This window comes from Candidatus Zixiibacteriota bacterium (assembly GCA_040752595.1).
Taxonomy (GTDB): Bacteria; Zixibacteria; MSB-5A5; order WJJR01; family WJJR01; genus JACQFV01.
Genome location: JBFMGX010000004.1, coordinates 233,055 through 256,862 on the forward strand (window position 1 = coordinate 233,055; position 23,808 = coordinate 256,862).

At 61.8% G+C, this 23,808-nt stretch carries 12 protein-coding genes; 9 read left to right on the forward strand and 3 right to left on the reverse strand.

Going from position 1 to position 23,808, the window contains the following annotated elements; genetic code table 11:
* Positions 1-259: 259 nt before the first annotated feature.
* Positions 260-3,373: a T9SS type A sorting domain-containing protein gene (locus tag AB1792_01330; protein MEW5700859.1), complete on the reverse strand. Its 3,114-nt coding sequence runs from the start codon at positions 3,371-3,373 to the stop codon at positions 260-262.
* A gap of 370 nt (positions 3,374-3,743) precedes the next feature.
* Positions 3,744-4,748: a cysteine synthase family protein gene (locus AB1792_01335; GenBank protein ID MEW5700860.1), complete on the reverse strand. Its 1,005-nt coding sequence runs from the start codon at positions 4,746-4,748 to the stop codon at positions 3,744-3,746.
* 602 nt (positions 4,749-5,350) lie between these two features.
* On the opposite strand from AB1792_01335, the gene purD reads away from it, so the two are divergent.
* The 9 genes from purD to greA all read left to right on the forward strand — a co-directional run bounded on the left by purD (position 5,351) and on the right by greA (position 14,266).
* Positions 5,351-6,670, forward strand: coding sequence for a phosphoribosylamine--glycine ligase (gene purD, locus AB1792_01340; protein ID MEW5700861.1), 1,320 nt, complete (start codon positions 5,351-5,353; stop codon positions 6,668-6,670).
* A gap of 66 nt (positions 6,671-6,736) precedes the next feature.
* Positions 6,737-7,216 carry a 5-(carboxyamino)imidazole ribonucleotide mutase gene (gene purE, locus AB1792_01345; GenBank protein MEW5700862.1) on the forward strand — a complete coding sequence of 160 codons (480 nt, stop codon included), beginning with the start codon at positions 6,737-6,739 and terminating at the stop codon, positions 7,214-7,216.
* Positions 7,217-7,310: 94 nt separating this feature from the next.
* Positions 7,311-8,117, forward strand: coding sequence for a tetratricopeptide repeat protein (locus tag AB1792_01350; GenBank protein MEW5700863.1), 807 nt, complete (start codon positions 7,311-7,313; stop codon positions 8,115-8,117).
* A 164-nt stretch (positions 8,118-8,281) separates the two neighbouring features.
* Entirely contained in the window at positions 8,282-8,695 is a 414-nt protein-coding gene (locus AB1792_01355; GenBank protein ID MEW5700864.1) for a DoxX family protein, read from the forward strand.
* A 202-nt stretch (positions 8,696-8,897) separates the two neighbouring features.
* On the forward strand, positions 8,898-9,839 hold the full coding sequence (locus AB1792_01360) for a cation diffusion facilitator family transporter (protein ID MEW5700865.1): 942 nt from the start codon (positions 8,898-8,900) through the stop codon (positions 9,837-9,839).
* Complete coding sequence (locus AB1792_01365; GenBank protein ID MEW5700866.1) at positions 9,836-11,185, forward strand: hypothetical protein; 1,350 nt, start codon at positions 9,836-9,838, stop codon at positions 11,183-11,185. The genes AB1792_01360 and AB1792_01365 overlap by 4 nt, the downstream gene beginning before the upstream one ends.
* Positions 11,186-11,196: 11 nt before the next feature.
* A complete protein-coding gene (gene galT / locus AB1792_01370) occupies positions 11,197-12,258 on the forward strand; it encodes a galactose-1-phosphate uridylyltransferase (GenBank protein ID MEW5700867.1) in 1,062 nt (353 codons plus the stop codon).
* Positions 12,255-13,784, forward strand: a complete 1,530-nt coding sequence (gene glgA, locus AB1792_01375; protein MEW5700868.1) for a glycogen synthase GlgA — start codon at positions 12,255-12,257, stop codon at positions 13,782-13,784. Before galT ends, glgA begins: the two co-directional genes overlap by 4 nt.
* Complete coding sequence (gene greA, locus AB1792_01380) at positions 13,781-14,266, forward strand: transcription elongation factor GreA (protein ID MEW5700869.1); 486 nt, start codon at positions 13,781-13,783, stop codon at positions 14,264-14,266. Before glgA ends, greA begins: the two co-directional genes overlap by 4 nt.
* A gap of 270 nt (positions 14,267-14,536) precedes the next feature.
* Here the strand turns inward: greA and AB1792_01385 are convergent, their stop codons facing one another.
* Positions 14,537-22,585: a T9SS type A sorting domain-containing protein gene (locus AB1792_01385; protein MEW5700870.1), complete on the reverse strand. Its 8,049-nt coding sequence runs from the start codon at positions 22,583-22,585 to the stop codon at positions 14,537-14,539.
* Between the last annotated feature and the right edge of the window lie 1,223 nt (positions 22,586-23,808).

Consider the following 23,808-nt stretch of genomic DNA (forward strand, 5'->3'; position numbering starts at 1 on the left):
GGGTTGAAAACCCCCTGTCCTCGATTCGAAGCCACAACCTCGCGGACAGAGGGGCTTTCAGCCCCCTGCGGTGGGTGCGAAGCACCCACCTTGCGTCCCTCAACTCCATGGCAAACAAGGGGCTTCAGCCCCTTGCGCTACAGCCAGAGAACGTCCAAACAGCGGACAGGGGGCTTTCAGCCCCCTGCTTTCTTTGCTGCACAAACAAACCGCCCCGGTCCACAGAGGACCGGGGCGGAGTTCGTTCGTGTGAACGAGGTTACTTCAGAAGTGTCATCTTCTTGGTCGCCGTGAAGGTATCGGCCTTCACACGATAGAAGTAGACACCAGAAGCAACTTGGTTGCCGGAGGCGTCATTGCCGTCCCAAGCGACTTGGACCGTGCCCGCGTCGCTCGAGCCGGAGAACGTCCGGACAACCTGGCCGGCGATGTTGTACACGGTCAGAGACCAATCCGTCGCCTTCGTCAGGTTGAAACCGATCACGGTTCCAGCGTTGAACGGGTTCGGATAGTTCTGAAGCAGCGCGTACTCCTTCGGCGGTCCAACCTTGGCGGCGGTGGTGGAGAGCATCGCGCCCGAGGCATCCGACAACTGCACATCCACCAACTCGACCGTGCCCTCACCCGTGGTCGGGATCGAGACGATGTCGTTGGTGCCGGCGCTCACCGACGCCATGCGCGCAATGTCCGGATAAACCACGACACGCAGCTCGCCATTGCGGGCCGACGACTGGACCTTCAGCCCGGAAGCCGCGGAGGACAACTCGGCCTGGCCCATACCCATGCCGCTGTAGCGGAAGGTGAAGGCGGCGCCGGCCACGGCCACCGGCGAGGTGGTCGTAACATGCAGTGCGCCATCCTCCAGCCGGTAGCTGGCAGTGGCAGAACCCGCATACGGCGACACCTTGGGATTGCCGCCGGGCGGGAAGGGTTCGGCATCACCGGTGATGATACGGATCATGTAGATCAGGTCGGCGACCGTCAACACTACACCGTCGTTGTTGACGTCGGAGGCCAGGATCTGCACGTCTTTGTAGCAGGCAGCCGGCGGGTCTGGGCAGTAGGTCGAGAAGACCCCGTCGCCATAGATGAAGTAGTTCGTGAACAGAACCGCGTCGCCAACCTCGTTGGCCAGACCGTTCAGGTTCATGTCGCCACGATCATCCAGCGGCTCGTCGATGCAGATCTTGCTGTCGCACAGGTGCAAGACTCTGCGCACGACTCTGCCCTTTGAGGTATCGCCCACGCATAGTGAGCCATCGATCGCGACAAAGAGCGTGTCGCCCGAGACGCTCGAGAAGGTGTTGTCGCCGCACTCCAACGTGCAGAAGCCGACGTTGAAGCACTGGCCGATCATGTTCCGATCGGCGGTGGCTTGGAAGGTCAACTCGATGATTGCGCCATCCAGATAGAAGGTGGACGGGTGATGTGTCGGGCCATTGTCGAGGTCGGCAATGGACACGATGCGGAGGTAACCGGTCGGGCATCCGCCCTCGCAGTTCGACTGCGAGCTGTAACGCCAGGTGAAGTACTCCCACGTGGACATGTTGCCGATCTTGTTGGCGCCGAGGAAGGTCAAACCGGTCTGATCGTAGCAGATCAGCAGGTTCAAGCCGCCCACTGCCAGGAGGTAGCCGTCCGACACGTTGACATACGTCTTTACGGTCAGCCCGTTCAGCGTATGCACGTAGGCGTCCATCGTGCACGGCGGCTTGGTGGGATCGCCGATCCACACCAAGAGCTCGGCCTTCACCAGGATGGTGAACGTGCAGATGTCGTAACCGCCGCAATTGTCGTCGACGCGGATCGCGGCTTCCCACAGTCCTTCATCGAGGTCGTTGGAGTTTTCGGTGTTCCACGTGAAGTGCCCGTCGTTCGTGAAGATCGGTGCATGATTGGGGCCGCCAGGCGGCGGGCCTGCGAGCTTCACGAAGCTGACCAGCGTGAAGGTCTTCCCGTCACAGGCGTTCGCGTCCGTCGCAGTCGCCCACACATCCACATCCTGCCCGGAGACCAGCAACGGGATGTTCGCCGGGCAGGTGATGACCGGTGCCGCGTTCGTCACGGTGACATTGAACGTCTGCGAGCATGACTTCTCGCCGTCGAACGCTGTCACGGTGATGGCAAACGGGCCGCCAGTAACATCCGGGCAATCCGGATCGAACACCACTTTGGCATTCGGATGGACACCGCTGATCGTGACCGCGTGCGCCGGTGCGCTCACCGCCGACCAGGACAGGTTCGACAGGCAGTTGTCGTCGGTGGCGACCAACGGAACCTCGAGATTGGCACCGCACCACTCGACCGATTGGTCGGCAATCGGGCTGCAAATCGGCGCGTTCTGGTACACGGTCACCTGGAACGAGCACTGAGTGACCTCGCATCCATCGCTCACGTCGAAGGTCACCGTATGCACGCCGACATCAGCGCAGACCGTCGCCCAGTTGTACATGCCGCTGGGATCCACCGCGCCCTTGCTCGCATTCGAGAACGTGAGCGGATCGCCGTTGGGATCGGAGGCGTTCAACTGCTTGTTGACCACGCCGGTCTGGAAGTACACGTTCTCCGCCGGGTTGCTGCCGCACACCGGCTTGTCGTTGGTCACCGTCACCTGGAAGTCGCAGTCAACATAGGCGCCGCACTGGTCGGTGGCCCGGAAGGTCACCGTGTGCACGCCCTTGTCGACACAGTTCGCGGTGTAGGAGAACTTGTCGTCCACGATCTGGATGGTGCCTGTGAGACCGCCCGCATCGGCCAACGAATAAGCCAGCGGGTTGTCACAGACGTCCGGATCGATGGCGACCAACTGCTTGTCAACGATGCTGCCATTCCAAGCCACGCTCGCGGGGTCATTAGTCCCGCAGTACGGAATTTGGTTGGTCAGCGTGAAAGTCCCCTTCACAAAGGCCGCGGGCGGAATAACAGTCGCCGCGCAGTCAATCAGCATGTACGCCCCTGCTGGCGGGAAGAAGGGGAGGTAGTCGATTTCGATCGTGCCCGTGCACGCGGACGGTGTCATGACTGTCAGGGTAAAGATATGCTGCATTACCCCAGGCAGCAGACATCCGCCGACGGCATTGACGATCCCAGAAGTCCCCAAAGTGAAGTCTTGGCCGATCAACCAGCCGCCGGCAGGCGGCAGAGCCGCACCGAGAGTCGCACTGGTGATCGTGGCGCCGCCGGAGATCGTTAGCGGCAAGCCAATACCCATCAATGGGGTGGTGTTGGTGATGTACACATCGACCGTCTGACCTGCTGCGCAGCGGTAGAGTGTACCACCAGGTATCGTGATCGTCTCTTGGGCAAAGGCGAAACCAGTCGAGAGAAGCAGGGCCAGACCTACGCAGGCCAGTACTGTCAGTTTATGCTTCATTCTCCTTTGCTCCTTTACGTTGTCTCACTTACCAAGGATGTCAGCCGAAGCTGACCTGAGTTGCATTGGCCACGAAATACCTTGTCGGCGCGACTTTTGTCGCATACACGACAAGCGATGGCCACGCAGACAGTTAGAGCACTACAGGGAGTAATCTATTGGCAAAGGAAACCCAAAAAGCGCAGGACGCCGTCCGGGTTGGAATCATTCACGATTCAAACCGAAAAGGGCGCTCGATATTGGGGCACTTCACGTTAAGCAGTTCAGCAAACTGCTCGGCACACAAGCAAGATACCCACAATCTTCCATCTGTCAAGAGAAATTCTACAAAAAAACGGCCACTCGGCAATGGCGAAGCATCGATGGGACTTCAGACCATAAGTCCCTCACGTCTCATCCAGTCGTCGCTCAGGAACTTCGAAACGTACCTCTGCCCGCTGTCCGGGAGAATGGTCACGACATTCAGCGGCCCCTGTTCTGGATGCCTCTTCGCCCATTCGGCCACACCCGCAACCGCCGATCCCGATGAACCTCCAACCAGAAGCCCTTCTTCCCGCACCAGTCGACGGGCGAAGTGAAATGCCTGATTATCATCGATTTGCACGATTTCGTCGATCACCGACATGTCGAGTGCGCCACAGGGCGTGTCCGAGCCGATGCCCTCGACATGATACCGTCCGGGAACAGATAATTCATTGAAATAAAACAAGTTATTGAATATGGACCCGACCGGATCGACGGCGACGACCCGCACCGACGGCCTTTGCTCCTTCAGAAACCGTGCCGCCCCGGACAGAGTGCCCCCAGTGCCGATGCCGGCAATGAAGACGTCGACAGTGCCATTCGTCTGCTGCCAGATTTCTGGCCCGGTCGTGGCATAGTGGCTCTCAATGTTGAGAGGGCTATTGTACTGGTCGAAGAGATAGGCGCCTCGCTCGGAAGCGATTCGCCGAGCCGCAAGGTAATACCCGTCAGGATGATCATGTGGTACATCTGTAGGACAGACAACGACTTCTGCCCCAAAGGCCCGAATCAAGTCGATCTTCTCCTTGGAGGTCTTGTCGGGTACCGTGAACAAAGACCGGTACCCCTTGACGGCGGCCACCATCGCCACCGAGATCGCGGTGTTGCCTGACGAATTGTCGACAATGAGATCCCCGGGGCGGATAATCCCGAGACGTTCCGCCTTCTCAATGATGTAGAGCGCGATCCTATCCTTGACCGAACCGGTAGGATTAAGGAAATCGAGCTTTGCTAACACATTGTGGCACAATTCACTGCTGGTCTGGCCCAACACGACAAGCGGCGTATTTCCGACGCAATCCAAAAGCCGCCGATGTGTCCGCTCTTCAGTCTGAGATAGCTCGGAAACCACCTGGCAACGAACCTCTGCTCGATGAGATGACATAGCATCGACAAGATCGAAAGCCGACAATGGGCCGTGCGGGCAACTCGAGTCTCTACAAATGGAACCGCCGCGCTCCCTGCACGACCCTCCTGGGCACAGAACGCGGCGGATGCTCTATCTGGCCTTTCAATAAGATCTTACAGCGTCATGTCGTGAGCAGAGTCCGCTCCAGAGAGCACGACGCGCAGGGATGATAGAGGTGCCAAAGAGGGCTGTCAACGGAAATCGACCCACGACGCAAGTCGGAAACCCATCCCGCTCTGCGGGCCTTGGTCGGAAGGGCGTGTTGAAGAAGCCCCGAATGCCGCAGAGGTGCGGTCGGGTGCCCACACCCGACCGATGATTCACCGTCACTTGCGCTGGGTGTGGGCACCCGGCGCCACAGGAACGGGAGGTCCTTCAACGGGCCCCGGAAGTGCCGGGTATCAGTAGAGACCATCGAGGATCGGCTGCGGCCGATGTGCATGACTGCGGGGCGTCGAACCCACGTCCTGTAGGGGACAACATATGGCTTGGCTATGCTCCGGCATGCAGGTATCATTGCGTTTCATGCCATCGAGGTGGAAACAATGGCGAAATCGCTGAAGATACTGGTCGTCGGCGGCGGCGGTCGCGAACATGCCCTTTGCTGGTCCTTGAGGCAGTCAGGTCAGGTGCGCGAGGTCTTCTGTGCTCCTGGGAACGCCGGGATCGCTGAGATCGCCACAATAGTGGACATTCCCGACCATAACGTGCCCGCTCTTGTGGACTTTGCCCGTCGGGAACGGATCGATCTGACGATCGTCGGGCCGGAGCGCCCTTTGGCCGCCGGCATCGTGGACGTGTTTCAGGAGGGGAAACTGCGGGTTTTCGGGCCGACCGCAGCCGCGGCACGGTTGGAATCCTCCAAGGTCTTTGCCAAAGAGTTTATGCGTCGGCACGCTGTGCCGACCGCCCCGTTCCGCACGTTCGATGTGGCCGAGGACGCGTTACGCTTTCTGTCGGATTGTCCGGGACCGATCGTGGTCAAGGCCGATGGTCTGGCGGCCGGCAAGGGAGTCATGGTCTGTCGGGATCGCGAGGAGGCCGAAGCCGCGGTCAGGAAGATCATGGTAGAACGGGTCTTCGGCGCCGCGGGTGAGCGGGTCGTGGTTGAGCAACTGCTCGCCGGGGAAGAGTTGAGTGTCATGGCGTTCGCCGATGGTGAGCGGGCCGTGCCGATGATCCCGGCCCGAGACTACAAGCGGGCCTTTGATCAGGATCAGGGACCCAACACCGGAGGCATGGGAGCCTACGCCCCCGTCCGCCCCCGCGACGACAGCGTCCTCGATCAGGTGGCCGATTCGATCCTCACCCCCACGATCCGGGGAATGAAATCCGAGGGGACCTCGTATGTTGGGGTTCTGTATGCCGGCCTGATGCTGACTGAGACAGGTCCCCGGGTCCTGGAGTTCAACTGCCGATTTGGGGATCCGGAGACCCAGGCCGTCTTGCCTCTTCTTGAGACCGACTTGGTCGACGTCCTCGGGGCGGCGCTGGCCGGCCATCTCGACTTTGAGCCGCTCTCCTGGCGCGATGCCTGTTGCGCCGGGGTCGTGCTGGCCGCGCGCGGGTATCCCGGGCGCTATGAGAGCGGTGCTCCGATTGAAGGGGACACCCGGACGGCAAAAGACAACGTCTTTTGCTTTCATGCCGGGACCCGGCGCGACTCCACGGATCGTCTGGTCAGCTCGGGGGGACGGATTCTTGGTGTCTTTGCCAGGGCGGCGACGCACGAGGGGGCCGTCGCCGGGGCCTACACCGCCGTTGAACGAATATCGGTCAAGGGCGCCCACTATCGCACGGACATCGGCCTGCGTTCTAAGCAGGCGACAAGGGTTCGCCGACAGGAGTCTGGGGCACGCTCCTGACGGCCGGCAGAGATTCAGGACCGACGTTAAGGAAGACCAGCGCCGACACGACGATGAGGGAAGGAAATGGCGACAAAACCGGGGAGCGGTGCAGATAACCGATCCGTCCTGATACTGATCGGATCGGAGAGCGATCGACCCACGATGGTCAAGGCGCAGGAGACTCTGGCCGAGCTCGGCGTGGCCTGCCGGCTCGAAGTGGGTTCGGCGCATCGTTCCCCCGACCGGGTTCGAGATTTGGTCCGGGAAGGGAATGCTGCCGGTGTTGGTGTGTATATCTGTGGCGCGGGGATGGCCGCGCACCTGGCGGGGCTGGTCGCCGCCTACACGATCCGTCCGGTCATCGGGGTCCCGTTGGGAAACTCACCGCTTGCGGGGTTGGATGCCCTTTTGTCCACCGTGCAAATGCCGCGCGGCGTACCAGTGGCCACAGTCGCAATCGGAGACCATGGCGCTGTCAACGCGGCCCTTCTGGCGGCACAGATACTCGCCTTGGGCGACCAGGACTTGGCGTCCCGGCTCGAAACCCGCAGACGGGGATCCTGAAACGGTGCCAAGCCAGAGACGGGAACGAGGCGCCCTGGGGGATGTTTAATCGCTAGATGGTGTTTGTGTTCAACAGATTGGGAAGGAGGCGTTCTTGCGACGGAAGACAGTGATCCAATTGACCCCTTGTAAGATCGTGACGCCGCTGGTCGCCCTGTCGGCCGCACTCTTGGTGTCGGCCGGAGCATGTGCGCAGAGTGACCAGGCCAAAAGAGAATTCAACCGCGGCGTCGAACTCACCAAGGCGGGCAAGGCCGATTCGGCGATTGCGGCCTATGAGGCGGCCGTGAAAGAATCACCCGACTACTTGCAGGCGCACATCAACGCCGGCGCGCTCTACTACGAAAAGGGCCGACTGGGCAATGCGGCCGCCCATCTGAAGGCGGCAGTGGCGCTCGATTCCACCAGCGCCGATGCCTACAAGAACCTGGCGTTGGTGCACGTCCAAGCCGGGGAATTCGACACAGCCGCGACGGTTCTGAACCGTCTGACCACCCTGGATCCCAAGAAGGGCGCCGTCGCCTGGGCGGCGCTGGGCCAGGCCAAGAAGAAGAAGGGCGATGTGCCGGGCGCCTTGGACGCCTACAACAAGGCGATCAAGGCCGATCCCAACGACTACCGGACTTTGTACAATATCGGCAACATTCACAAAGATGCAGGGCGGTTTGAGGATGCCATCGCGTCCTACAAGAAGTCCATCGCCGCCAATCCTAAGTACATCGAGGCCTACTACAACCTGGCCATCGCCTCGCACCAGATGGACCAAGACCACTGCGTGCCGGACTACGAAGCGTTCCTCAAGGCGGCCCGAGGGAGCAGCAAGTGGAAGACGAAGTCCGCCGAAGTCGAGAAGATCGTAGGCCAAATCAATGCATATCTCGAGAGCAAGGGCGGGGAGTGACAGATCGCGGGAGAATGGCAATCGATGTGCACGCCACGCGCCCTCGCGTGGCGTGTGTCATTGATGCCTGCGCCACCAGGGGAGCGGGTAACGTGCCGCTGGCAGTCTCACCGATCCGGCCCTGACGCACCAAGCACCGATGACGGCAGAGAGCGAGTCCTACAGTGAACAGAGCCTCACAAATCACCTACTTTCTACTTCGTCTTGTGTCCGGTCTGCTCTTCTTCCAAGCAGGATCGGTGAAGACGCTCGGGTGGTTCGGCGGGATGCCAGGCCAGGCCGGTTCGACAGCGCCGTTCTTCTCCCAGATCGGGATCGGCGGGTTGCTGGAATTCATTGGCGGCATCGCGATCATGCTGGGTCTCTTCACGCGCCCGGTCGCCTTCGTCCTGTCCGGAGAAATGGCGGTGGCGTATTGGCAGTTTCATGCCCCGAATGGTACCTGGCCAGTCACCAATAATGGCGTGCCCGCAGTTCTGTTCTGCTTCATTTTCTTGTACATGGCGGCTCAGGGCGGTGGTGACTGGAGTCTGGATGCGCTGATCAAGCGCCGCCGCGCGGCACAGCGTGACGGTTGACGCGCCCATCGCGGCCGCGGCGAGCCACCCAAAATCCTCGGCCATTGACGGGATTGTTTCGCCTGCGCCGGGCGACTACCTTACCTCCGGCGCGTTCCGTTGCGCCGCTGGGCGGATCGATCGGCGACCGCCGGGTCGGCGGTCGCGGCGCTCAAGCGTGTGCGACGAGTCCGGGCCTCTCTTATTGTCGAGGAGTCTCTCGATGTGGCGTGATGCCGGCGATCGCTGTCTGCGCATCGGGCTGGCGGCCAATGTCCTGTTGGTCGCGGTCAAGTTCTTCGGTGGCTTCAAGGGGCACTCGCAGGCGCTGGTCGCCGATGGGCTGAATTCGATGCTCGACGTTGTCGCGGGCACTGTCTCGGTTGTCGGCTACCGTTGGGCGGTACGTCCCCCCGATCGTACCCACCACTGGGGGCACCATAACGCCGAGACGCTGGCGGCACTTCTCGTCGGCTTGGGTATCCTCGCTACGGGAGGCGTGATCGTTCGCGATGCGCTCGTGACCCTGAGCTCCGGCGCTGCCCGGGTCCCGACACCCTGGACGATCTGGATTGCCTTGGCCGTCATACTCACGAAGTCGTGCCTCTACCTCTACACACGCCTCGTCGCCGGTCGCACGAGAAGCCCGGTCGTGAGCGCCACCGCCACGGACCATGCCGCCGACGTCGTGGCAACCGCCGGCGTGCTGATCGGTGTCATCGGTGCGCAGTTCGGCATGCCCGCTTTGGACCCGGTGGCGGCCTTCTGGGTGGCGATCGTGATTCTCGTCAACGCTGTACGGGTCCTCCGCGAGAACACCTCGATTCTGATCGGCGGTGCACCCCCGGAACACACCATGAAGGCAATTACCGACACATTGTCGACCGTCCCTGGGGTGAAAGGGCTGCACCGGACCAAGGTCCGCAGCGCCGGACGACATCTGTTGATCGACACGGAAGTGCTGGTCGATGGTTCCCTGACGGTCGATGCCGCCCATGAGATCGCCAGTCTGGCCGGGGACCGTGTGCTCGCGGCGCACCCGACCGTCGCCGACGTTGTCGTGCACATCGAGCCGCATACCGAGCGTCGCGCCGCTGAAGGGGCCGACCCGCTGACACCACGGGCCCACGCCAGACCACGTCCTGATCATGAGGTGTCGCGATGAACCGTTGGCTGATCGTCACTGAGGGAGGTGGGGCGGGACGGTTCGATCCGCTCGATCTGGTCCGTCCGGGGTTTCTGCTGCGTGACGGAGCATTCACGGTTGCCCAGCGATGGATGGAACTGCTTCGACCCGCGGCCGTGTCCGTATCTGTTCGTCCCTGGCTGGCCGCCAGCGTGGCCGAGGAGACCGGATGGGACGTCAATCGACTCCCGGCGGGTCCGCTCCCGGACGATCTGTGGGTGTTCAGCGGCGTCTCCGTGCCCGTCGATGATCCCCGCTGGGCCGATTTGTCGTTCCCACCGCGTTTCGTCTGGGACGAAGGCGGGGCAGTGGCCATGCGTTTTCCCGCCGCCTCGGTCGCCGATGTTCTCGCCCGCCTTCGGCCATGGATCGAGTCTGGGGCGCAGAGCGCGGCACCGATAGCGATACGCGAGTCATCCGGCACGCTGCCTCTGTATGCTCCGGCCGGATTGTGGCATCTGATCAGTGAGTTGCCCACGCGACTGGCCTTCGACTGGCAACTGTGGAATCGATGGCAGCGACCGTCGGCCACGGGGTATGACCCGGAGTTGGAGAGCCGCCAGGGAAGCGTTGTCCTCGGACGTGAATCGGTGTGGCGCGGTCGCGATGTCGTTCTCCATCCGCATGTCGTCATCGATGCCCGCACCGGACCCGTCTGGCTCGATGATGGCGTGGTGATCGAGTCGTTTACCCGTCTCGATGGCCCGGCCTACGTTGGCAGGGGAACATCTCTCTTGGGTGGGAAGTTGACCGGGGGGTGTGCCTTGGGACCGGGATGCAAGATCGGCGGGGAGTGGGAAGCGTCGATTGCGCAGGGTTTCGTCAACAAGGCGCATGCCGGCTTCTTCGGTCACGGATACCTCGGTGAGTGGGTGAACCTGGGCGCCATGACGACCAACAGCGACTTGAAGAACACGTATGGCTCCGTACGGATCGCGCGGGGCGACGAGACCGTGGACACCGGGCTCATGAAGGTCGGTTCGTACCTTGCCGATCATACGAAAACGGGGATCGGCACCCTGATCCCGACGGGGGCGACTTGGGGGGCCGGGGTGAACCTATTTGGGGGCGGGCTGGGTCCGAAATCGCTCCCCTCGTTCGTCTGGGGCGAGCCGACGGCTCTGGCCGAGCACGACCTTGCCAAGATGCTGAAGACGGCCGGCGTCGCTGTCTTTCGCCGCGCGGCAGTCCTGGAACGAGTCGGAAGACCGACCAAGCTCACGGCCGCTCAAGCTGAGGCGTTGCGCGCCGTGTACGCCCGAACCGCCGGGGAACGCGGCGAATTCCTTTCGCAATGGCGTGCCCGGCGCTCGGCCGGAGAGTAGGAGACTCAGGAATGCCGGAGTTGCGCAAAGACCCGGTCAATGGCCGCTGGGTGATCATTTCGACGGAACGCGGCAAGCGTCCCTCCGACTATCCCCAACAGCCGCCCAGGCGGCTGGATGCCCGGTTCTGTCCCTTCTGTCCGGGTAATGAAGCCGCCACGCCTCCGGAGGTCGCCGCGATCCGCAACAACGGCAGCCAACCGAACGAGCCGGGATGGACGGTGCGCGCCATGCCCAACAAGTACCCGGCGCTCCGTATCGAAGGGGACCTCAATCGCGAGGGCGTCGGGATCTATGACAAGATGAATGGTGTCGGCGCCCACGAGGTCATCGTCGAGACGCCGCGTCACGAAGAGAACCTGGTGGACATGAGCCCCGATCGTATCTCCGCGGCGCTGGGCGTTTGCCAGGAGCGCGTCAACGACCTCATGAAGGACAGCCGCTTCCGCTATGTGCTTCTCTTCAAGAACCAGGGTGAGGCGGCCGGGGCGTCACTGGAGCACTCTCACACGCAGTTGATCGCCACTCCGGTTGTGCCGAAGCGTGTTTTGGAAGAACTGGAAGGTGCGCGCTACTACTACAACCATCGCGAACGGTGCATCTTCTGCGATATCGTCCGGCAGGAGCTCTCGGACGGGGAGCGCGTCATCGACCAGAACGCCACCTTCGTCGCCCTGTCGCCGTTTGCGGCCCGTTTCCCCTTTGAGATCTGGATTCTGCCCCGCGTGCATCAGGCCGTTTTTCGATCGATCAGCGACCCGCATCGACTGGAGTTCTCCGAGCTGCTGCGTCGCGTGCTCTTGCGTCTGCGGAACGCCCTGAACGACCCCGCCTACAACTTCATGTTCCATGCGGCGCCGTTCGGACACGAAAACGACCCGGAGTACCACTGGCATCTTGAGATCATTCCCAAGTTGACCCGGATCGCCGGATTCGAGTGGGGCACGGGATTCTACATCAACCCGACGGCGCCCGAGGAATCGGCCGAATGCCTGCGGTCCGCCAGCATTGTCACCACGGAATCGCCCGACGTCGCCGCGATGGACCGCTTGGCCGTGGGGGGAACGACGTGACTGACCGTCCCCTGCGGATTCTCTACGTCAGTCCGGAGGTCGTTCCGTTCTCGAAAACCGGTGGTCTGGCCGATGTCGCCGGCGCGTTGCCGACGGCTCTGGCGCAGAACGGGTGCGACGTTCGCGTCCTGTCGCCCTTCTATGGACACCTTCTCAACGGAGATTTCCGAACGGAGCGCGTGGCGACTCCTCCGCTGGCGGTCACGATCGCGGGATGTTCTCAGCCATTCCACCTCCGTACGCTGACCGGCGGCGACAGTGCCGTACGCCATTTCTTCATCGAACATGCCCCGTACTACTCCCGCCCGGAGCTGTACGTCGATCCCCGGACCAGCCGCGACTACACCGACAACGATGAGCGGTTCGCCCTCTTGGCGCGCGGGTTGATTGAGTGGATCCGGCAGGATCGCTGGCATCCCGACATCATCCACCTGAATGACTGGCAGAGCGCCCTGGTCGCCCCGTATCTGGCCCTGTTGTATCGTGCTGATCCCGTCCTGGCCGGGGTGCGGACCGTGCTGTCGGTGCACAATCTTGCCTACCAGGGGTTGTTTCCGGCGGAGCGGTTTGACGGGCTCGGGTTTCCTGCCGACCAATTCTATCCCACGTCGCCGTTCGAATTCTGGGGCAAAGTAGGGTTCCTCAAGGCCGGATTGACCTATGCGGACAAGCTGAGCACCGTCTCGCCGACCTACGCGCGGGAGATCCAGGAGTCGGAGGAATTCGGCTGCGGCCTGGAGCACCTCTTGCGGGAACGCGCCGAAGATCTGACCGGCATACTCAACGGCATCGACAATGGCGTCTGGAATCCCGCGGTCGACGGACTCATCACACGTACGTTCAGCGTCGACGATCTTTCGGGGAAGGCGGACAACAAGAACGCCCTGTGCCGCCGCTGCGGATTCGCCCCCCAGCGCTTCGACCGGCCACTGGTCGGCATGATCTCGCGCATCGCCGAGCAGAAAGGGTTCGATCTGATTGCCAAGGCTGGGGAACGACTGTTTGCGCTCGATCTCAATCTCGTTCTGCTCGGCACCGGTGATCCTGAGTTTCACGAACTCTTCGAGAAGTGGAATCGGCGTTTCGCCGGGCAGTTCCGCGCCTTCCTGACCTTCGACAACGCGCTGGCCCATCAGATCGAAGCGGGCGCCGACCTGTTCCTGATGCCGTCGCGCTATGAACCCTGCGGACTCAACCAGATGTACAGTTTGCGCTACGGCACGGTGCCGATCGTGCGCGCCACCGGCGGCCTGGCCGATACGGTCCGCGACGCCGACGTTCATCCGGACGGGAACGGCTTCGTCTTTGCCCCCTATGACGGCGAGGCGATGCTCGCCGCGGTTCGGCGCGCCGTGGCCGCCTATGGTGATCGTCCCCGCTGGCGGGGGATGATGCGCCGCGGCATGTCGGCCGACTTCTCCTGGCAGGCATCGGCCCGTCGCTACGTCGCACTGTACGACCAGGTGATCGCCGCCCCCGCCCGACGGGTCGGCGGGTCCACGGCCCCGCGGGGGGTGCAATCGTGAGCGGCTCCGGCTGGGTCTATCTGTCGCCCGAAGGGCTCGAGAAGCTCACCGGCGAGCTCAAGCGGCTCAAGACCGTGGAGCGCCCGCGCATCGTCGCGGAGATCTCGCGGGCCCGCGACCACGGCGATCTGTCGGAAAACGCCGAGTATCACGCCGCCAAGGAACGGCAGGTCCTGCTGGAGCGGAAGATCGCCGAACTGGAGGATACGCTGCGCCGCGCCAAGACGGTCGATCACACTACTACCGATAGTGACAAAGCGTATCTATTATCATATGTAGTCGTCCGCGAACTCCGTTCCGGCGAGGAGATCCGCTACCAGCTCGTCTCGCCCGAAGAGGCGGACTTCGACGCCGATCGCATCTCCGTGCAATCCCCCGTGGGCCGTGCCTTGCTCGGGAAGGGCAGGGGCGACCGTGTGACCGTCCAGGTGCCCGCCGGCCAGATCGTCTACGACGTCCTCGACGTGCAACGTCCGTCGTAGAGGCATGGCGTGCCGTGGCCGTGCGCAGGGTGCCACGCACAAACTCGTTTGTGCGTGCTTACCGCCGAATGCCCTGGCACGCACAAGTCCGCGACCGTTGCTCGCGGGCTTGTGCATGGCACCCGGTAGGTATCGGCATGGTGTAGGGGCGAGGCGGTACCTCGCCCGCGGGCGACCCGACGGCTCGCCCCTGCAAGAATGGTGCATCCAGCGACAAGAAAAACCCCGTCCGCAACGGCGGACGGGGTTCAGTCCATATCGCACGAGACGCTACTTCAGCAGCGTCATCTTGCGCGTCTGCGCTCCCTGGGCGGTCTGGACGCGATACAGGTAGATGCCGGAGGCCAGCGCGTCACCGTCCTCATTGCGCCCGTCCCAGGGGACATTGACCCAGCCGACGCCCTCGCCCGAGGCACGCCACACACGGCGGCCGGTGATGTCGTAGACGGAGACATCGTACTCGCCGCGCTCACTCATGCCGAAGCGTATGACGGTGCCGGCGTTGAAGGGATTTGGGTAGTTTTGCACCACCGTGAAACTGCTCGGCAACGCGCTGCTCTTGGCCATCGCCGCCGGCAACACAGCGCCGTCGGCCGTGGCCAGATCACTGGAGGCCAGCTCGGCCCCGTCGGCGTTGGTGATCGGAATCGAGAGAATCTGATGGTCGCCCGCCGCGATCGACGCCCCGGTTGTGCTGTAGACCAGCACGCGCAGTTCGTTGCCGTCACGGTATGACTTGATCTCCATGTCCGCGGCGGCGGTCGTTAGCACCGGTTTCCCGACTCTGCCGTTCGACGGCACTTGGATCACGAAATGGGCGCCGCCGACCGCCACCGGTGACTGCCAGCCAATCTCCAACTCGCCGTCGTGGGATTCGCTGACGATCGTCGCGCTGCCGACATAGGGAGAGAGCTTCGGATTGGGCGGATATGGTTCCACGTCGCCGGTGATGATGCGAATAAGGTAGACGAGGTCGGCGATGGTCAGGACCAGACCGTCGTCGTTGACATCCGAGGCGAGGATCTGGATCTCGCGCCAGACGGGATTCCACACCTGGTCGCCGTAGATGAAGAAGTTGGTATAGAGCACAGCGTCGCCGATTTCATTGGCGATGCCATTCAGATTCAGATCGCCGCGGTCGTCCGGCGGCTGCTGAATACAGATGGCGCCGTCGTTGAAACAAATGGCGGGTATGGCCGTCGGTTTCCCCGGCCCGCTGGTCAGACAGTCCTCACCCGGAAGCAGGGAGACGATATCGAGAGCCAGCCAAGTTGTGTCACCCGATTTGCTGGAGATTGTGTTGTCGGTACAGTCGAGCCAGCAGAAGCGGATCGGGATGCAATGGCCGATGAAGTTGCGATCCGACGTGACACGGAAGTCGATGGTCGCGACCGCCCCGATCGGCTTGAATTCCTCGGCCGGCGGGTGTGGCGTTCCGTTGTCCAGGTCGGCGATGGCGATCAGGTGCACCAGCCCGGTTGGGCAGCCCACGCCGCAATCGCCGTGCGCCGTCAGCCGGTAAGTGAAATACTCCCAGGACGTGATGGCCGTGCCTTTCGTCACCGTCACAAGTGAGATCGCCGTCTGATCGTAGCACAAGAACAGGTCGAAGCCGCCGATGTTCTCGTCCAGCTTGTCGATGTGGACTGGGACAGAAACAGTCTGCCCGTTCAGGGCGCCGATGTTGACGCCGTGATTAACCGAGACGACGATCGGGCAATTGCAATCCTCGTGGATGATCTGCACCGTGACGCAGAAGGTGGCCTCGCAGAAGGCCCCGCAGTCATCGGTGCAACGCACCGTGACGCAAACCGTAGTGTCATGAGTCGGCGTGTAGACCCATTGTCCGCCGATGATTTGGCCTGCTCCGTCGGTGACAACGCATCCGGTGAGGTTGCCGTCCGGATCCGTGGCCGAGGCCGGCAACGAGATTGTCTGCGGCTCGCACAACTGCAGAATGGTCGTGTCGCGCGGCAGGTGACAGACCGGCGGCTCATTCACGATGAAGGTGACGCGGAAACTCGACTCGCAGTACGCGTCGCAGGCGTCCGTGCAGCGAACGGTCACGTTGACCGTCTCATCCCCCGTGGGCGTGAAGCACCAATTCCCGTTTTGCAACAGGCCGGGACCGCTGGTGATCTGGCAGGAGACCAGATTGCCGTTCGCATCGGTGGCAAAGGCGGGCAGGCAGACCTGCGTGGCCACGCACTGTGAGATCGTCGTGTCGTTCGGCAGGTGGCAGACGGGAGGATCATTCGCCCCCGTCGTCACCACGATCGTGTCATAATCCACCAGGCCGCAAGGGTCCGTCACCTTGGCAATGAGCGTATACACGCCGGGGTTCGGCGGCGTGAAGCAGACCTTGTTCTGCGCCGTGTCGATGGACGTCCCAGTCGGCCCGGACACCAGTGCTTCGATGAGGCCGGTGAAGCCGTCGGGATCGGACACGGTGTAGGGCAGACACAGCCGTGTCGATGAGCATAGGAAAATGGTCGTGTCGTTCCCGAACGCGATCGTCGGCGGTGAGTTGAGGTGGACCGTGTAGACGACGGTATCCAGATCGAACAGGCCGCACGGGTCGGTCACGCGGGCGATGATCGTGTACGCGCCCGATGTTGCCGGTGTAAAGCACACGCGGTTGTTGGCGGTGTCGATGCTCGCGCCCGCCGGGCCGGAGACGAGCGATTCGATCAACCCCGCCGGCCCATCGGCATCGGAGACCGTGTACGGCGCGCAGATGATCGTCGCGTTGCACTGCGACACCGTCTGGTCGATGCCGAAGTCGATGACCGGTGCACGGTTCATCGTGACCGTGTAGACAATCGTGTCCAGATCAAACAGCCCGCAAGGATCGGTGACACGGGCAATGATCGTGTATGTCCCGTTGCCCGCCGGTGTGAAGCAGACCTTGTTGGCGGCGGTGTCGATCGTCGCTCCGGTGGGACCGGAGACCAGCGTCTCGATCAACCCGGCTAGCCCATTCGGATCGTCGACCGTATACGACGCGCAGATCGGCGTCCCCGTGCAGGCGGTGACGCTCTGGTCGTTGCCGAAGACGATGATCGGAGGGTCGTTGACCGTCACCGTGTAGCTGATCGTATCCAAATCACTGGCGCCGCAAGAATCAGCGACGCGGGCGATGATCGTGTAGGTTCCCGCTCCGGTCGGTGTGAAACAGACGTTATTGCCTGCCGTATCGATGGTGGCTCCGGTCGGGCCGCTGACAAGCGTCTCGATCAGTGTCCCGAGCCCGTCCGGGTCGGAGATCGTGTAAGGCGCGCAAATCGGCGACGGCGTGCACTGGGCCACATTCTCATCGGCACCAAAGCTGATCGTCGGCGGGCCATTGAGCGTCACATCGACGACAACCGTGTCGAGATCCTGGGTATTGCAGGGCATCTCCAGGAGATGGGCAATGATCGTGTAGCTCCCTGCCGCCGCCGGAGTGAAACAGATCTGGTTGGCGACGGTGTCGATCGTGGCACCCGGGGGACCGCTGACGAGGGATTCAAACAGCGTGGCGCCGGGGTTGAAACTGGTCGTCGTGTACGGGACACAGACCGGCTCCAGGGCGCAGAGGAATGGTGCACGGTCGGCGCCGAGATCGATCACCGGCGGCTGACCCATGGTCACGTTGACCACAAGTGTGTCGTAATCCTCGGCGCTGCAAGTGTCAACGACGCGCACGATGACGGTGTTAGTGCCGGCGCCGGACGGCGTGAAACAGACGCGGTTCCCCGCCGTATCGATTGTCGCGCCGGGTGGACCACTGACCAACATCTCGACGAGCTTCTCAAGACCATCGAGATCAGAAACCGTGTACGGGACGCAGATCGGCTCCGGACTGCAAACGAACGTGTTCTGGTCCGGACCGAGGTCGACCGTCGGCGGATCGTTCATGACAATGATGACCCGGAAGGACCCCTCGCATGTGGCGCCGCAGATGTCCGTGCAGCGAATCGTCACGTCGGCCGTGTCGTCGTCTGCGGGTGTGAAACACCAGTTGCCGCCTGCGACCTCGCCCGGTCCGACTGCGACCGAACAGACCACCGGTGGATTGGGGCTCGTGGCCGAGACCGGCAGACAGACGGATGTCGGAGTGCAGAGACGAATCGTCGTGTCGCGCGGGAGATTGCAGGTCGGCGGCTGCTTGGACGGGAAGGTCACGCTGAAGTTGATCTCGCACGAATCCTCGCAGTCGTCAAAGCAGCGGATGATGACGTTGATCGTCTCGCCGCCGGTCGGGACGTACGTATATACGTGATCGTTCAATGTGCCGGGACCGTAGAGGACGCACGACGTGGCGTCGCCCTCCGGATCGGTTGAGGTGAACGGCACAATGTAGATCGGCGGCGTGCATACCGGCGGTGTCAGCGTCGGGAAGTCGCACACCGGCGGGTCGTTGATGTCGATCGTGACCCGGAACGTCTTCTCACAATAGGCGCCGCAGGCGTCGGTGCAGCGGATCGTGACCACGGCGACCTCGTCGCCGGTCGGCGTGTAGCACCACTGGCCGTCTACGAGCTGGCCCGGCCCGCTGACGATCTGACAACCGGTCAGATTGCCGTCAGGGTCCGTCGCGTATGCCGGCAGACAGATCGGCGCGGGATCGCATTGGAAGATTGTCGTGTCATTCGGCAGTTGGCACACCGGCGGCCGGTTGAGCGCCACTGTCACCAGCATGGTATCGCAATCCTGTGCGCCGCACGAATCCACGAGGCAGACGATCACCTGATACATCCCGGACGTGTCGGGCACAAAGCAGATCCTGTCGTGCCGGTAATTGATCCAGCCGATGTTGGTCGCGTCATATGAGCCGTTGCCGTCCAGATCGAACTCAATGATCGGGCCGAAGCAAATCGTGTCCGGTTCGCACAGGAACAGTGACGTGTCCTTCGGCAATTGAATGAACGGCGGCCGATTGACCAGCACGGTCACCTTGATCGTGTCATAGTCGGTCAGATTGCAGGGGTCGGTGACCTTCGCGATGATGGTGCGGGTCCCCGATGTCGTCGGCGTGAAGCAGACGCGGTTGTTTGCGGTGTCGATCACCGCGCCGCTCGGACCAGAGACCAGGGTCTCAATCAGCCCCGTCAGTCCATCGGGATCGGACACCGTGTACGGCACACAGATCTGCTCCGGTGTGCATTGGAAGACTGTGAAGTCGTTGCCGAAGGCGATGGTTGGCGGTCCGCCCTGGGTCACCGTGTAGACAATCGTATCGAGATCATCGCTGCAGCCATCGGCCACTCGGGCGATGATCGTGTAGACGCCCGAGCCGGATGGCGTGAAGCAGACCTGGTTGGCCGCAGTGTCAATCGTCGCACCGGCAGGACCCGAGACCAGTGTTTCAACGAGGCCCGCCAGCCCATCCGGATCCGATACGGTGTACGGCGCACAGATTTGTGCCGGCGTGCACTGGGCAACGGTCTGATCGGTACCGAATGCTATCGTCGGAGGATGATCCAACGTGACATTGTAGACAATCGTGTCCAGATCAGAGACGCCGCATGAATCCATGACTCTGGCGATGATCGTATATGACCCCGAGCCGGAGGGTGTGAAGCAGACTTGATTGAGTGCGGTGTCGATCACCGCGCCGGTTGGCCCGGAGATCAGCATTTCCGACAGCCACGCCAACCCATCTGGATCGGAGACGGTGTATGGAGCGCAGATCGGTTCCGGCGTGCACTGGGTGAGCGTCTGATCGTCGCCGAAGGCGATGGTCGGCGGCGCATTCACGGTGACATCGTAGACGATCGTGTCGAGATCGTAGGCACCGCACGAATCTGTGACCCTGCCGGTGATCGTGAATGTCCCCGAACCCGAAGGCGTGAAGCAGACCTGATTCAGTGCGGTGTCGATCACCGCGCCGCTCGGTCCTGAAATCAACGTCTCCAATAATTGTGCCGGACCGTTCGGATCAGAAACCGTGTACGGGGCGCAGATCTGTTCCGGCGTGCACTGGGTCAGCGATTGATCGTCCCCGAAGGCGATGGTCGGCGGGGCATTAACCGTGACATTGTACACAGTCGTATCGAGATCGTAGGCGCCGCAGGAATCCATGACCTTGGCGATGATTGTGAAGACGCCCGACGCCGCCGGCGTGAAGCACACCTGATCCAACGCAGTGTCGATGGTCGCGCCCGTCGGTCCGAAGACCAGCGTCTCAACCAACAGCGCCGGACCGTTCGGATCGGAGACCGTATAGGAAGCACAGATTTGCGCTGGTACGCACTGGGTCAGATCCTGATCGGGTCCGAACACAATCGTCGGGGGTGCGTTCACAGACACATTGTAGACGATTGTGTCGAGATCGTAGGCACCGCAGGAGTCGGTCACTTGGGCGATGATCGTGTATCCCCCCGAACCCGACGGTGTGAAACAGATCTGGTTGGTCGCGGTGTCGATCACTGCGCCGCTGGGTCCCGAGATCAGCGTCTCCACCAGCCACGCCAGACCATTCGGATCAGAGACGGTGTAGGGGGCGCAGATTTGCGCCGGTGTGCACTGGGTCAGATACTGATCGGGACCGAACGTAATGGTCGGGGGCGCATTGACGGTTACATCATAGACGATCGTGTCGAGATCATAGGCGCCGCAGGAATCCATGACCTGGGCGATGATCGTGTAGGAACCCGACGACGATGGCGTGAAGCACACCTGATCCAGCGCCGTGTCGATCACCGCGCCGGCCGGAGCGGAGACGAGCGACTCGACCAGCAGTGCCAGGCCGTTGGGGTCGGAGACCGAATACGGCGCACAGATCTGTGTCGGTGTACATTGCGTGAAACTCTGGTCGGGACCAAAGGCAATCGTCGGCGGCCCGTTGACCGTGATCGTATAGACAATCGTGTCCAGATCAAACGCGTCACACGGGTCGGCCACCTTGGCGATGACCGTGTAGATCCCCGAGCCGGACGGCGTGAAACACACCTGATTGAGTGCCGTGTCGATGGTCGCGCCGCCGGGACCAGAGACAAGTGACTCCACCAGGCCGGTAAAGCCATCGGGGTCTGCCACCGTGTACGGCGCACAGACCTGTGTCAACGCGCACTGGGTGACGGCCTGATCAGGACCGAAGGCAATCGTGGGCGGCGAGTCCAAACTGACGTTGTAAACGATGGTGTCGACATCATAGGCGCCGCACGAATCGGTCACCTTGGCGATGATCGTGTATGTTCCCGGACCCGCCGGCGTGAAGCAGACCTGGTTGGCCGCCGTGTCGAGGGCGGCACCGGCCGGACCGGACACCAGCGTCTCGATCAGGTGACTGTACCCATCGGGATCCGCCACCGTATACGGCGCGCAGATTGGACCGGGCGTGCACTGGGTGATGTTCTGGTCCGGACCGAAGGCAATCGTCGGCGGGCTGTTCACCGTGACATGCAACTGAATCGTGTCGTAGTCCACCCCGCCGCAGGTGTCGGTCACCCGGACGATGATCGTGTCATACGGGGGACACGGTGTGACGAAACAGATGCGATTGGCCAACGTGTCGATCGTCGCACCGGTCGGACCATCGATCAACTGCTCGATGAGCCCTGCCAGCCCATTGGGATCGCTGACTGTATAGTAGATGCAGATCGGCCCGAAGGCGCACTGGAAGATCGATGTGTCGCTTCCCAGGTCGACGGTGGGGGGGAGGTTGTCGTCGCACGGGGTCTTCGGACGGGCGCCGACGATGCCGCCCATGAAGTCGTCGTAATCGAAGTTCGGCGACGTGTGATCATCGTCCACGAAGACGAGGATATCGTAATCTCCGGAGAAATCGTTCGCCTCGCCGTCGCCGTCATACCAACGGTAATTGCGGAAGCCGAGCCCCCGCACGTCGTACATCACAAACCAGATCTGGCTGCCATTGGGCGGATCTGGCAGCGACAGCGCATGCTCGGTGAAGAGATGGGAATCGTCGGGGACAGTGTACACAGAATCGACACTCCCCGCTCCGAGATTGACGTCATTGAGCAGGAAGAGACCGAACTGGGTCGACGTCACCGCTTTCCCAGTGGTTCCGTTCCCCAAGCTGGGGCGCAGGATGGTATTCTGGTCCCGTAAGCCGGGATTGGTCCAGCCGACCCAATTGTTGCCGGACCACGGCGTGTTCTCACCGATGATGGTGATCGACACGCTGTCCAGAGTTCGAGCCAGCAGCTCCGCCGAAATGGGGGTTCCGATCGGCGTGTCGGTCTGGTCGGTCAGCACGAGGTTCAGCGCCCGTGCGGGCGTTGCCCCCGAAAGACACAGGATGACCAGCGACGCGAGAACGCCGACGCGGGAGCCGTACCGCAGAGACAGGGCAGACCGGGTCATAGGCATGAAATTCAACCTCACGTTAGGAATCCGAATATGTGCCCCCACAACACAGCATGTTCATGATCACCGAAGAACTCGCTCCACACATCGCAGGTGGTGTCGACAGACACAACTCACCCTCACAGAGGTGCCTTGCCATACAAAACCTCACCCCGTTCCTTGAGGTGGATGGGCGAACGACAAACCCGCCGATGCTTAAACCATTACTTCCATCACAACGCGAGGACAGACAACAAGACCTGCTGGCAGAACCTGCCCAGCATAGATAATGTAAGCCGTTTCTCTTTGCTGTCAAGAACTTATCTCCCAACGAGATGCTGTGATTGTCGTTGCCATTAAACACCGTTGCTATCCCGATTTTCCGCTCGGCTCAAGCAGTACTTTAGGTCCAGAACTACGTCCCCCGACAACTCCCTGCATGTCGCCAAGTCGTTTGCTGCCATGTCAGGATCGACCAACGACGGCTCGTGCCCGAACCTCGGAGCCGGACTGCGGTGTTGGTCACTCAACTGCAGGCCATCTTGGTACCTGGGAACCGGCTTGCCAGTGCCGGCGCTCGCAAGGACCGCGGTCCGTGTTTCTGTCTGTGATTGTGCGTCGGGGTAGTTTCTGTTGCCCGACGTCCGATCGTTCGCGGTGGGTAAGGGGTGGGGCTCCCTCGTGAGGTGAAGGCCATCACAGCGATCACCGATCTCGCACTGCAATTTACCAAATAGCCCCGATCTTGTCAACATCAGATCAGACCCTGTTCCTTTTGCCGTCCTGTGCAACGCCACTCACTCCAACTGCAGAGCATGTTCACGCGTTTCCTGCCACGGCCCGGCGATTCCGCGTTAAGTGCATAGCATACAGCGCCTTATCGAATCGTCGCTAAACCATGATTGGATGACATCCTCTCGACTTTCAGGTAATCGCGCAAACCGGATACCGACTCCTCAATTCAGGATTCGTGAGTTCGAGAATCGGGGTCACTGTTGTGCCTTCTCTGTCCAATTCGTGACAATTTCCTCTTGACTCTGTCCAGATTTGATCGCGTCGCAGGAATTGCTTCCGCGCAGCTCTCTCACCGAATCCGCAACACAATGCGAATCAACGGAGTGCGGAGATATGCGGGCGGCAGTACCACGGCATACCTATTGCATGCCCCCCAAAATGGTCGGCCCGCGGATGAAGAGGGCCGAGACGATTAAACCCGGAGCTTGGAGGATTCCCGGACCTTTGACGTT